This window comes from Enterococcus sp. DIV0756, assembly GCF_051710745.1.
Lineage (GTDB): Bacteria > Bacillota > Bacilli > Lactobacillales > Enterococcaceae > Enterococcus_A.
In genome coordinates, this window is sequence record NZ_JBIOLF010000001.1 from 2399887 (window position 1) to 2412696 (window position 12810).

Here is a 12810-nt window from a genome sequence, read left to right on the forward strand (position 1 = left end):
GATCGTTTTCTCCTATTTTTGATAAGTTTTCTTGTCAATCGTATGTAAAAAAAAATCATTCTCTCTCCATTTCAGCCAACAGCGGCTTTCCATCCTTATCAACCAGCACTGCCATTCCTGACCCCATATTAGGAACGATCGCTAATAAGTATTGCACGCCCGAATGTTTATCAACCACAACTGTCGTAATCCCGGATCCGCTTGTTTCAATCGTCTGTACATTAAATCTTTTTTCCTTACTCATTTTCCTTCACTCCTTTTTTTGACAAGTTTTATTGTCAATCATAGTATAAAGCTGACAAGTAAACTTGTCAATATTTAACATTAAAAAAATCAGCAGTTTTCGACCGCTGACTCTCAAAAAGCCTATTCTAGTGCAATTTCTGATTAATTTGGTTGATCTCCTGTTTATATTTCAAATAATTAAAAATCCAAATCCCAAAAAAGATCAGGAAAAACGAGATCGATGCCGATAAGATAACCTGCCACTTAAAGGGAAACCATTGATTTATCCCCGCAACAATCAAGAAAGCAATGAAGCTTCCTCCCAGATGAATCAGTGTTTGGACTAGCAACGGCAACTTTTTCGCTTCATAAATCAGACTCAATAACCCGATCACCACCGATAACAGGACAAAGCTCAAGACGATTTTTCTGACGTGATTATCCGCATAAATCAGCGCAAATAACATACAAATAGCACTGCCGATCCCTACCGACTGACCTAATAATTTAAGTACTCGTTTCATTTTTACTCCTCCTTTTGATTCCTAAATGCTGTTTTAACTGATCGACAAACCGACGAGAAACAGTAATCCTTTGACCATTGCTTAAATAGGCATATAGACTGCCGGAAAAGGCCACCTCTAATTTTTGAATTGCTTTTGTATTGACTAGCGCTGATTTTGACACCTGTAAAAAATGTTCACTTGGCAGCTCCTCCTTCAACGCAATCAGCGATTTACGAAAAGAATAACTGTCCTTCGTCGTATACAGGGTCATGATTTTATTGAATACTTCTAAATAAATAATGTCTGTTTTATCCAGTAAGACAAACTCCTCGTTTACCTTAATGATTAATTGCTCCTCTTGAAACGCTTCTAGACAGCCAGCAATTTGATTACCTATTTTTTCTTCAGCCGCTCGAATCCGGACCTCCGGCGCTGTCCACTTCTTGCCAATCTCCATTTGAATTTTCAACCCCTCAAACATAGACCCTTACCGCCTCCTTCTGTATCTTCATAGTAAGCTATTTTAGCAGGGCGACCTAGCTTTTTTTCCTTTCCGGTAATTAGAATGTCCCATCCGGTAAACAAAAAAAAGAACCCTTTTTCATAAAAGCGTTCTTAAAATCATTCTTTTTTTTACAGGTTGTGCGCCAAGTCATTTTTGGTAATTTTCAAGTTCTGTTAAGTTTGCGTATTGAAAGAGGAGGGAAGAGGACTTTTTAATAACCTCAGTTTAAATCTGCGTAAATCCCACTACTTGGCGCACAACGAAGCACGGTGCTTCTAAAATTTGACTAGTTTAATAGTAATGGCTGTTCTACTTCAGGTCAAAAAGTGATTGTCGCAGGCTTTCGACATCAAAGCTTGAATGTGAATCGTTGGTTTTCCCGCACCTATCCGCTAATTGACAAAAGGTTTTCGATTTTTATTCAGTCGAGTTCTATTAGTTTGATTCACTGTGGCAGTCAATTAGCTGAAAAAGTTGACGAACCATTTTCTTCGTTATTCCGTGAGTTTTTGGAATTTTTAGTAGCACACGAAAAAACCGAGCGAATGATTCCGCTCGGAATTGGATCAATTTATTAAGCTGTACTTTTAATCTTGAACCATTTCAACACCGACAGGATCTGCTGAAAAGTCCGTCTCGCTGTCTGTTTCCATTGGACGTTCCTTCAGCTCGATTTCCAGCTGATGCTGCTGCAGCGTACCGATCTTTTGTGTGATCAATACTAACAACTGACGCAAGCTCTCTTCTGAATGAATTTTATTTTCCACGATCGCTTGGCAAAGGTATTCGATTTGATGACTTTGTTCGAATAGCTCCAAATAACTTTCGCTGTGACGATCGACCTCACGAATCAGCTGCCAATCCGTATCATGATAGTAGGTATCATACATTACAAAGTCTAAACGATAAACACCAAGTACGAATAAATCGCGTACTTTTTGATTTTCTCTTAATAGTGTCGCAAGTTCTGTTGAGCCATTCGCGATTTCTCCACCCAACTCCACTAGTGCTGAATAATTATGTTGATATTCCTTTTTCAGCTTCGTAAACAATCGCGCAGTCTTACGCACTTCCTTCTGCTTTTCACGATATTTCAAGTATTGAAACATCAATAGCGCTGCTAAAAATGAAAAGAAGCAACCAAAGAAAGCTGTTGACGCATTGACAAAGGTTTTAATGACATTGATGTGTTCGCCGAAAAACTCTCGGTTGAAATAAATCAGACCGATACTGATCACCGCAATGACTTCCCCAACCAATAGAACGGCTAAAGCAACAATCGCTAATTTTTGTTTTTCTGAAATCATTTTTCACCACACATTCAAATTGAATGCTTCTCCTTATATTTTTTCTCCCAAACCCCTAAAATTAAGTTACTTTCCCTCCTCGCTTTATTCGCTAAATACCCCAGAAATTATTTCTAGCATATTTAATCAATAAAATGACTTTTTTATAACGAAACAGATATTTTAGCGTTTAATAACGTTTTTTATTATATCATTTATTGTCTCTATAAGAAAGACCTCCTGAACTTTTTGGATAATTGTTTTATTTGTAATATTTGAAATAAACAAATATTTCACCAGAAAAACACCATTGTCTGCGAGCTGTAGACAATGGTGTTCACTCCTATTTCATGTTGTTGTAAACAGGTTCAGAGGCTTTAAGAGCTTCTGCGTAACGGTCTTTCTTTATTCTTTTTCTATCAACCCTTCAACCTGCGGCAATCCAATCCCTGCCGTATAGACTTCAATCAAGCCTGGCGGCAATTCCAAATCCTCCGTATGTCCTTTGACATTCATGTGGATCGTCTCTTCTTTATCTGCTAAGATTTTTTCTTTGAAGTCTGGATCAGATAATGCTGCCACACCCATCGACGCCACATCGCCGTAGTTCAGTGCATCCAAGGCCTCATCAGCTGAACGAATCGTCCCTGAAATAACCACTGGCACTCTGCCTGACACAAACTTCTTGATCACTAAGCTGACTGGCTCAGTAAAACCGCCTCTTTGCGGCATCGCCTTATAAGCATCTTTACCAAAGTTTCCGCCTGCTGCTGAAGATAAATCAAGAAAATCGAGGTCCTGTTCCAACAGCTTATCGATCAACTTCAATGAATCATCTAAGTCATACCCGACCATCTCCCCATGAATCTCTTCCGGTGAAATTCGATAGCCGACAATCGCCTCAGGATTTTCTGCTCGCGCGACTTTCAAAACTTCTTTCGTCACTTCAATGGCAAAGTTCATTCGTTTTTCAAACGAGCCGCCCCAATAATCCGTCCGTTGATTTGAATAGCTAGAGAAAAACTGCTGGATCAAATAGTGATTTGCCCCGTGAATCTCCACACCGTCAAAGCCGGCTTTCAGCAAGCGCTGCGCAGCTAAGCCAAAATCCTTCACCACTTGCCAGACTTCATCTTCTGTTAATTCGGTTACCTTGTATTGCAAAAATGGAAATTCGATCGCACTTGGTGCATAGGCCTTTCCAGTGACATAGCAGCCATACGCGCCTTCACGTCCCGGATGCTGAATCTGACCAATCGCTTTGCTGCCATTGCTCTTCATGGCCGCAGCTAATTTGCTGTAAGCATCAATTGCTTCATCGTTAAAAATGGACAATTGTTTCGGATGTCCTTGGATATTTTCCTGAACCGTGATCGCACCAGTAATCAGCAAATTCGCAAACTTACTGCGCCGCTCAAAGTACTTGATATCCTCCTCCGTTGGTTGCCCCGTTGCTGGATCAGCTGCGAAAACCACCATCGGACACATCGCGAAACGATTCTCCAAACGTCCGCCATGCTTCAATCCAATCGGTTCAAATAATGGTGCATATCTTTCTTTCATTTATGATTCCTCACTTTCTTTTATACTCGTGCATGTGTCGTATACCAGCCGCCGTCGATCGTGATGGTCGCACCAGTGATAAAGCTAGCTTTAGCCGATGCCAAGAAGGCAAATAATTTCGCTGGCTCCCAATCCTCGCCGATCCGCCGACTCGGGATCGCCTTCAACGCTGATTCGGTTCCCAACATCTCCCATGCTTGATCCGGCATCAAATTAGTGCGGATCAATCCCGGACAAACCGCGTTTACCCGAATGAAGGTATTGTCGCCTTCATCGATCTCCGTCACTGCTTTAGGTCGTCCAAACATATCCGCTGGATTATTATTTAACAACGCCGCCGCACTTTGCCGCGTGTAATTCAATAATGCAGCCTTCAAGACATTATAAGGAACCGAATCGCCAATCATGAAGGAAGCCACCGAGGCGGTGTGGGTGATACTCGGATTTTTCGACTTGCGTAAAAGCGGCACACAATATTTAGTAAACAGAGCGGCATGCAGCACGTACAATTGAAAAGCCCGTTCAAACTCACCCGAATCCACCTCTTCAACCGTACCCACGATCGCTGAACCCGCATTGCAAATCAAGCTGTCTAATCTACCGAATTTTTCCTTCGCAAAAGCCACCGCTGCTTTGATCTGCTCCTCATCCGTCACATCACATTTAACCGGCAAAAAGTTCTCGCCTAACTCCTTCGTTCGGCTGAAATTTCGCCCAATCCCGATTACCGTTGCCCCCTGATCCAGAAACTCCTTCGTTGTCGCCAAACCGATGCCAGAAGTCGCGCCAGTAATCATTACGATAGAATCTTTTAACATGTTGAATCCTCCTTCTACCTCATTTTAAGGAATTCATTTTTTTCAAAATGAGTTTTATTTTCGTCACGCATACCATTCCACTAAACGTTCATATTTTGAATAAACTGCAAAAAGTGGAACTGGCATCTACCTCATTTTAAGGAATTCATTTTTTTCAAAAATGAGTCTTAGTTTCGTCACGCATACCATTCCACTAAACCACTAAACTTTTTTCTTTAATTTAAACTGCGTAAAGTGGAACTGGCATTAATTACTGACCGTCATCAAGCCGCCATCGATCAAGACATCGGCGCCATTGATGTACTGTGCTGCATCTTTCGAGGCTAGAAACGCGATCAAATCCGCTACTTCTTCTGGTTTCCCTGTTCGTCCGCAGGTAATTTGCGCCATTTGATCATACATCGCCAAAACATCAGCTTCCACCATATTGACACCCTCTCGTTGGAAGATCGGTGTTTGGATAAAGCCCGGCGAGACACTATTGCAGCGCACGCCAATAAAGCCCTGGGCTTGCTGCTTGGTATACAGCACCACGGCGTTTTTCGCTAGATTATACAAGGGATTTTCGGAGCTAACTGTTCGACTGGCTGCAGAAGCGGTGTTGATAATACTTGCGTTGTTTTTCGGAGCATTTAATAAAAGAGGATACAATTCTTTGGCAAACAGCATCGGTGCCCGCAGTAAAAGACTGAAGCAGCGATCAAATTGATCGACCGTCACATCGCGAATCGTGGTATTCTCACCAAAACCCGCATTGTTAACAAACACATCCAACTCATTGTCAAACGTTTCTTTGATAAATTCACACGTCTTTACTATCTCATCGGCATCCCGCACATCACAGGTCCGAGGAATAAACCGATCACCTAAATCCTTCGTCTTGCTAAAATTCCGACCGATCCCAATCACTGTCGCGCCCTCCTTGATAAACAGCCGAGCCGTAGCCAGACCAATACCAGAAGTCGCACCAGTAATCACAACTTTGTAATCTTGGAACATCGTTCTACCTCCCTTTTCAAAAAGCAAAAAAAACTTCAAATGAAAATAGGACAGTTAAATTTGTTCAATTAGAGACTCTTGTTGGATTTTAGTTGCAGACAGATGTCTTGATGAATCGAATAAAGTTTGGGGGATACTACGTTACTACTACAATGATAGCACTAATCAGGGTGATTAGAAAACGCCTTCATGAAAAAGGCACACTATTTTTGCTTATTGACGTTCGTTCTTGTAAAAAGCTGGCTGAATGAAAAATTCTGAAGTAATAGCCGTTTTCTTAACCTGTCTATTTGTGATTAAATCCTATCTTGACATTCAATTTGGACTACGATACGGTTAATTAAAGAGATTTTTAGCTAAGTTAGGAGAAATGATATTTTGGACGACGAGGACTCGTTGTGTATAGAAAAAAATAATCGTGTATTTACTAATAATGATTTTAACGTGCGCTGTTGGCATACAGGGTGCTTTTTTACATTGGTTGAAAAATATAAGGAGGAACCTTTTTGGATAATCTAAGTGTCATGATGGTTGTATTGGTAATATTGCTGGCGCTGTCAGCGTTCTTTTCTTCGAGTGAAACGGCCTATTCTTCATTGAATCGCATTCGGATCACTAAACTGGCAGAGGAAGGAAATGATAAAGCAAGGAACGTTTTAGAATTGTTTCATAATTTCGATCGCCTATTATCAGCGATCCTGATCGGGAACAATATCGTGAATATCGCAAGCTCATCGATTGCGACCGTCCTGTTTGTACGCTATTTTGGCAACATCGGTGTGACACTATCGACGGTTGTGATGACGATTTTGGTTTTAACCTTTGGAGAAATATTTCCCAAAACATTGGCAAAAGAAGCACCTGAGACTTTCGCGCTTGCCGTTGCCCGTCCATTGAAAGTTTTGGTGACAATATTTTATCCACTGACGCTCTTTTTCTCTGTCTTGAAAACTGGTCTGATGAAGCTGATACCCAACAAAGAAGCCACCCCTTCCATCACCGAAGATGAATTGCTGATTCTTGTGGAGGAAGCAGCGCAAGAGGGTTCGATCGATGCAGATGACGAGCTTCTGATCAAAAGTGTGGTCGCATTTAACGATTTGGAGGTACAAAAAATCTTTGTGCCCCGTACCGATATCATTTCCATTAACAGTAAAAAGAGTACCGAAGAAATAGCCGAAATTTTTGAATCCTCCGGCCTATCTCGCCTGCCCTATTGCCAAGATAGCATCGATGATGTGACCGGTGTGGTGAATCAAAAAGATTTTTATTACCATGTGCTAAAAGGTGAAAAAAGAATCGAAGATATCGTCAAACCAATCAGCTTCATCCCAAAAAGCATGAAAATTTCCGAGCTGATGAAAAAATTCCAAACCGATCAAATCCATATAGCCATCATTATCGATGAATACGGCGGAACCGCCGGCCTCGTTACACTAGAAGATATCATCGAAGAATTGGTCGGGGAAATCTGGGATGAATACGATAATAAGAAACTGGATTATTACAAGCTGGCAGATGGCAGCTTCCTAGTAAATGGACGCTCAGACTTCGATTGCCTGGAAGAGCTTTTCAATATCACAAATACCACAAACTCCATATCCGTCGCCGGCTATATCTTAGCGTCAATCGAACGAATCCCCATGGAAGGCGAAACGATTCAGTTGGATGGATTGAAGATCACTATTTCGAAGATGCGGAATCGTAGGATTGAAGAAGTGGTGATTGAGCCGGTTGTTGAGGAAGGGTAAGTGGATGTTGTTAGGTTGTAAAGGATTGTTGGGATGAAGAAGATTTTGAGATAAATTTAGTATTTTTTAGATAGAGTCCAAAAAATAATTGTGAAACCATTTATAAAAAAATCGACCATACAGAATAGATCATTGCACTCTGTGCTCTTCAATAAGTAATCTCTTAGGAATGTAAGTAATATTAATCAATATCAAAAAAACGCAAAATACCTGTAAATATTTTGCGTTTATTTGATATTGATTTCATATTCATTTTAAAAATTTGTTTCAATTTTTATCACTATTTTTTGATGCAATTTCCTCAATAATTAGTTACTAGCGTTTTAAATAAATGTATCGGTACTATACTTAATTTTTACCTCACACTGCCCTTCATTAAAGGTTTTCTATTCAAACGCCCACGATTATTGTTACATCAACAACTAAACCTTAATAGTAATCATTTAGAAAAACATATATTCGCTTCTATATTTACAATAGATATCTTTTTTACTAGAGAACTTTCAAAAAATTCTTGTTACACATGGGCTATTATTCTTGTGAGGGAATGTAAATCATGCTCCCTATTGTTAGTGTTAACAACGCAACAGGGACTGCTAATCCTATATAAAATAAAAATGGGTGAGCTACACCCTCTATCTTGTACACCATCGCTTCTAAGCTAACTCCTCTAACATTGATGAAAATAAACCCATATTCCACAGCAATCATTAAAATACTCCCTATAACTTCTAAAACTCTTTTCAAGAGAAAAATTAAATTTAAGCAAAACAATGGAAAGTAATGATTTATCGCCACCATAATACAGAATAAAAACCATAAAAAGCCATGGAAACTTAAAAAATATAGAATTAAATCTATATTGGAATTACTCAACAAGCTATTTGGAAACCAAAATTTTATATACTGGTGATTCAAAATATTACTAGGTATAGAAAATATTGAAACAAAAAAACAAAATGCTGTTAGTACAACCAATAAATATTGCATCTTATCCAAAATCTCATTTATTAATTCTTTTATAGCTACAATCATAAATTTACTCCATTTATATTTTTCTTCAATTGTACCAAAAAAGTAAATTTTTAACTTCTTTTCCCAATATAACAAATAGCTCCATGTCAACGTTTCATATTAATAAAGACTTACCTCGTCAAAAAATGAAAAAGAGTAAAAGTGTGAAGATTAGAAAGAACCGTTCTTTCGCAATACATCCCGCAATCCCTGAGGTTGTGGGAGAGGCAAATAAACTTCCGTATTAGAAAAGTTTATTTGTCAACATTTCGAGCAGTAACTATGATATTCTCCACAGAACCTTTCATTTAATAATTCAGATTATAATAGCAATCGTATTCGCTGAAAATCAATGATCTCAGTTAAAATCGACAAAACAGTACTCACTGTGGTGTTCATTTTTTGTACTTTTGAATAATTATTGTCATGCAATATCAACTAGAAATCTTATCTAAACTAAAAACATCACTATCTATTAGATATACTCTCTGGGTGTAAATCCTGAAAAAAATTTCATTTTAAATGGTTCATTCACTGCAATCATATTACAAGCATCTTTGTAGTTTCCTATCGGAGCATTAGTGGCCTGTTTACCACTTATTAAATCTAGACACATTCTTAAAATAATTTGCTTTTCTACTAGATTTATGTTGTTTTCATATAATTCAAATAACGGATACCAATCATATATTGAACGACAAGAGTCAAAAGTAAATATATCAACATTCATTTCATTTACTTTTGATCTATAAGAAAAGCGTTCATGATTTGTATAGTTCACGTGATATGGATAACCTAACTGAAAAATCGTGAATTCAACTAGTGTTCGCAAAAAAACAATATCACAAAAAAATCTTTTCTCCTCAAATATATTCATTATCTTATATGAGCTTTCAATAGCATTTTTAAATGGTTCAGCTACAAATGTGCAATTCAGTTCATAAAAAGAACTATTTAAAATTTCGGCAACTATATCAATGCTTTGTATTCTATTTCTTTGAGTCCCTGACTCCTTATTCTCGTACATTGCATTTTTATTTTTCCATTCACTAATCAAATTATGCACAAAATACGAGGACATTTTTTCTCCTCTATAATTTTTAGAAAGTTCAACCCCAACCTTATTTTCGTCAATCAAAAAAGAGCTTAGAATTTTATTCTTAAATATTTTATATACGGGCGAAACATGATTTGAATAGAAAATTGGGTATAATGTACAAAATGAAGAGTAAGCTTGATAAAAAAATTTCTTAATATCAGGAAGAAGAGCAGCTTTATTATCTTTATATTCAGCGGAAAGGACTGCATAGCAACCTTCTTCACCAATAATAGCAGGCTCTATCTTTTCTTGCTTGACAAAAAAAGAAGTTAATAATTCATTATATTTTTCACTATTCTTCTTGATATCTTCTTTTGAAGGAACTGAATTGTTTGTCACTAATATCCCAAAGTTCTCCAGCATATTATAATCAAAAACGTAATGAATCGTTTCTACATTATTTGTATTAAATAAACTCGCAGTAAAGTCAAGATATATAATATCAAACTTTTGCTTAGGAAAGCTTTCGCAAAAATTTTTAAATCTCATTTTGTATATTTTTAAGGTAGGAAATTTCTCCTTAACATTTCTAATTGCCTTATTATATAGAGTATTTTCCTGTTCAATTGCACAAATATTCTCAATTTTAACTCCAAGTTTTAGCATAATGTTCAAATCATTCTCAGGTTCAGGACCACAAAAATATATGATTTTCAAATCTTCTGGATACTTAGTCTCATTTGTACGGTTAATAAAGCCACAGAAATCAGCTAAAATACTGCTGTCTATACTAAAATAATCCGATAATCGTTTTGTGCTAACTGATTGTTCAAATGTATAGTGCCACATTTCACGAATTACATTTTCATTAATCAGTGTTTCTTTTTCTCGATTATTAGTTAATGTAGAAATGGCTTTCTTCCAAATCCTTAGTCGTGATTCCTCTTTTTTCTCCTGCTTATAAGTAATCAACTAGTCCCCTCCTTTTTTGATTTTTATATTATTGATATCATTTTTTCATTCAAGATCGATATTTCTGACAAAATAAAATGGTTTTCGTTATCCTAATATTAATTTGAAGTAATCAAATAAAGTACCGAAAAGATGCCTAGTTCACTATGATATAAATTACTTTACAACTCTAGTAAAGGTTTACAAGAATAAAATGAAAAAAGTCACGAAAATTTTTTCACATTTCGGAGCTTTATTTTTAAAAGAAGCATCAATGATATTTAAACATGGTGTATGAAATAGCCCTCAACTAAATGCATTTGAGGAACCATTTCAAAAATAGTATTTAGTCACTTAATTCATTTTCCATGTTTCATGTTTATATCCTAACAACTCTTTATGTTGGTCGAATTTTGTTTGGTCAACCTCAAATGAATTAGGAACCTTTTTTATCAGACGTTGGTGCAAATTGGGGTTAATATTAAAAATAGTGAACTCCCCACTCTCATCCAAACTGAATACCCCAATTATTCTATCAGCAAAAATGGCGTGAAAAAAAGTTGTTTCCTTTTCAGAAGCGTGCTGAGTATAAGTTTGTGTTAAAACTTTAAATTGTCCTTTATCATTTTCCCTATCATAGTATGCTAGTATTATATATGAGTTTTGCATCTCGTTTTTTTTCATAAGAGCGAACTCCTTAGCAACCTCAAATTCTTTTGTCGTGGAGACATATTTTGATAATTTCGGTGAACTATTAGCATGACTTTTTATGTCAAAATCATTCATTGAATCTTCATTGATATTCAGTTTTTCAAAATATTCAATGCCTTCGTTTAATAAAGTTTGTTTAAAATATTTTCCTTTTTCCCCAACATCTGAAATCAATGTTGTAAATTCTACTGAGCCATACTCATTGGTTACACCTCTGTAAACAATGCTTTCTTTTTTTTTCTCAATAAACTTCGCAAGACGTTTCTCTATCTTTTTGTCAACACTCTTTCCATCAGACATAACCGTTTTCTTTTTATTAATCATAATAAACTCCCTTTTCTACAAATATCCACACTTTACTAACCTTTGAAAAAATAGTTTATATCTCACAGAACATGATTTATTGAATCTGCTTCTCATTCTCGAAGTTTTCTTCTAGTTCATAAAATCCTCTTAATTCACTTAAATCAATATTATTATTGTTGATGATCGACCGGATTACTTGTAATCCTATTTTTTTACTGAAGTTTCCTTTATCCTCATTTGCAAATGATTCTTCTTCTGAAACATAGAGTAGTCTTAACTTAGGTATCAAGTAACCATACAGATAAACTAGAAGGAAGCTTGAAGTTTCCACGCTATCAAGTATAAGAAGTTTCCTTGATTGATTAACATAAATTACAGTGTTACATTTATCATCAATTCCAAAGACAATATCTATTTCATTATCCTTTTTTATTCTAGCCGTTATATTTTTTAAAGTCTCACCATTACTGATAAATGCCTTAGTGATTATTAGCTCAGAGGTTTGTTGAGAAACTCCTTTAAAAGTATTTTGTTCATCAGTTATATTACCCATAAATCCGCCAATTCCCTTCAGAAAAAATTGGTCTCCCAAAACTCCATTGCTTTCATCAAATTGATAGAATAACCAATTAAAAAAGTCATTTTTAAAAGAATAATTGGGATTATTTGATGAGAAATTTTCTCGTCCAATTAATTTTTTTACACGATTAACATACACAATTTGAGACGAACAAATAACAGCGTAAATATTATCATCAATGTCTATAAAGTATACGTCAACCTGGACCTCGTTGGTTCTTTGTTGTTTAGGTAAATAGGCTCCATTTGAATCTCGTTTTTTTTGTTTGGAGTATTCTATATTGGCTATTGCTTTTATAAACTGAAGTTTTTTTTCTTGATTATTTTCTTCCTCTTTTACAGTAGCAGTCTCTAAAGTTTCAACATCCGAAAACTTGTCCCAAGTATAATTGAATTTTGCATCATCACCATGCAAAACAATTCCGTTTTTTTTATCTTTTCTTGTTAGAATAACTTTCTCGGTTTCAGATCTGTTAAGTATTTTAGATTTAACGTTAGAAAGAGAAGTCATTTCCTTTAGTTTATAAAGCTTGCAAATTATCTTAGCGCTGCTCAAC

Annotated in this window: 12 protein-coding genes; 1 reads left to right on the forward strand and 11 read right to left on the reverse strand. The window is 36.4% G+C overall.

From position 1 onward, the window contains the following. Nucleotides 1-55 precede the first annotated feature (55 nt). The 7 genes from IGI44_RS11695 to IGI44_RS11725 all read right to left on the reverse strand — a co-directional run bounded on the left by IGI44_RS11695 (nt 56) and on the right by IGI44_RS11725 (nt 5902). Nucleotides 56-244, reverse strand: a complete 189-nt coding sequence (locus tag IGI44_RS11695) for a DUF6440 family protein (protein ID WP_438787890.1) — start codon at nt 242-244, stop codon at nt 56-58. 127 nt (nt 245-371) lie between these two features. After that, entirely contained in the window at nt 372-749 is a 378-nt protein-coding gene (locus IGI44_RS11700) for a DUF3021 domain-containing protein (protein WP_438787891.1), read from the reverse strand. Next, entirely contained in the window at nt 733-1212 is a 480-nt protein-coding gene (locus tag IGI44_RS11705; protein WP_438787892.1) for a LytTR family DNA-binding domain-containing protein, read from the reverse strand. Before IGI44_RS11705 ends, IGI44_RS11700 begins: the two co-directional genes overlap by 17 nt. A 611-nt stretch (nt 1213-1823) precedes the next feature. Then, complete coding sequence (locus tag IGI44_RS11710; RefSeq protein WP_438787893.1) at nt 1824-2543, reverse strand: hypothetical protein; 720 nt, start codon at nt 2541-2543, stop codon at nt 1824-1826. 384 nt (nt 2544-2927) lie between these two features. Continuing rightward, nucleotides 2928-4085 carry a hypothetical protein gene (locus IGI44_RS11715; protein WP_438787894.1) on the reverse strand — a complete coding sequence of 386 codons (1158 nt, stop codon included), beginning with the start codon at nt 4083-4085 and terminating at the stop codon, nt 2928-2930. A 20-nt stretch (nt 4086-4105) separates the two neighbouring features. Then, nucleotides 4106-4903 carry an SDR family NAD(P)-dependent oxidoreductase gene (locus IGI44_RS11720; RefSeq protein WP_438787895.1) on the reverse strand — a complete coding sequence of 266 codons (798 nt, stop codon included), beginning with the start codon at nt 4901-4903 and terminating at the stop codon, nt 4106-4108. Between the two features lie 246 nt (nt 4904-5149). After that, a complete protein-coding gene (locus IGI44_RS11725) occupies nt 5150-5902 on the reverse strand; it encodes an SDR family NAD(P)-dependent oxidoreductase (RefSeq protein WP_438787896.1) in 753 nt (250 codons plus the stop codon). Between the two features lie 506 nt (nt 5903-6408). On the opposite strand from IGI44_RS11725, the gene IGI44_RS11730 reads away from it, so the two are divergent. Beyond that, the gene (locus tag IGI44_RS11730) at nt 6409-7653 is read left to right on the forward strand and encodes an HlyC/CorC family transporter (RefSeq protein WP_438787897.1); all 1245 of its coding nucleotides are present in this window, start codon (nt 6409-6411) and stop codon (nt 7651-7653) included. Between the two features lie 531 nt (nt 7654-8184). On the opposite strand, the gene IGI44_RS11735 is transcribed toward IGI44_RS11730, so the two are convergent. The 4 genes from IGI44_RS11735 to IGI44_RS11750 form a co-directional block, all read right to left on the reverse strand. Beyond that, nucleotides 8185-8688, reverse strand: a complete 504-nt coding sequence (locus tag IGI44_RS11735; protein WP_438787898.1) for a hypothetical protein — start codon at nt 8686-8688, stop codon at nt 8185-8187. 454 nt (nt 8689-9142) lie between these two features. Next, nucleotides 9143-10678 (reverse strand): hypothetical protein, encoded by a 1536-nt coding sequence (locus IGI44_RS11740; RefSeq protein ID WP_438787899.1) that lies wholly within the window; start codon nt 10676-10678, stop codon nt 9143-9145. A 333-nt stretch (nt 10679-11011) separates the two neighbouring features. Beyond that, nucleotides 11012-11692 carry a hypothetical protein gene (locus IGI44_RS11745; RefSeq protein ID WP_438787900.1) on the reverse strand — a complete coding sequence of 227 codons (681 nt, stop codon included), beginning with the start codon at nt 11690-11692 and terminating at the stop codon, nt 11012-11014. Nucleotides 11693-11768: 76 nt separating this feature from the next. Then, entirely contained in the window at nt 11769-12809 is a 1041-nt protein-coding gene (locus IGI44_RS11750; RefSeq protein WP_438787901.1) for a hypothetical protein, read from the reverse strand. Nucleotide 12810: the final 1 nt, after the last annotated feature.

Coding starts and splice junctions, on each gene's coding strand:
- IGI44_RS11695 (WP_438787890.1), bottom strand. CDS start 244: ATGAGTAAGGAAAAAAGATTTAATGTACAGACGATTGAAACAAGCGGA.
- IGI44_RS11700 (WP_438787891.1), bottom strand. CDS start 749: ATGAAACGAGTACTTAAATTATTAGGTCAGTCGGTAGGGATCGGCAGT.
- IGI44_RS11705 (WP_438787892.1), bottom strand. CDS start 1,212: ATGTTTGAGGGGTTGAAAATTCAAATGGAGATTGGCAAGAAGTGGACA.
- IGI44_RS11710 (WP_438787893.1), bottom strand. CDS start 2,543: ATGATTTCAGAAAAACAAAAATTAGCGATTGTTGCTTTAGCCGTTCTA.
- IGI44_RS11715 (WP_438787894.1), bottom strand. CDS start 4,085: ATGAAAGAAAGATATGCACCATTATTTGAACCGATTGGATTGAAGCAT.
- IGI44_RS11720 (WP_438787895.1), bottom strand. CDS start 4,903: ATGTTAAAAGATTCTATCGTAATGATTACTGGCGCGACTTCTGGCATC.
- IGI44_RS11725 (WP_438787896.1), bottom strand. CDS start 5,902: ATGTTCCAAGATTACAAAGTTGTGATTACTGGTGCGACTTCTGGTATT.
- IGI44_RS11735 (WP_438787898.1), bottom strand. CDS start 8,688: ATGATTGTAGCTATAAAAGAATTAATAAATGAGATTTTGGATAAGATG.
- IGI44_RS11745 (WP_438787900.1), bottom strand. CDS start 11,692: ATGATTAATAAAAAGAAAACGGTTATGTCTGATGGAAAGAGTGTTGAC.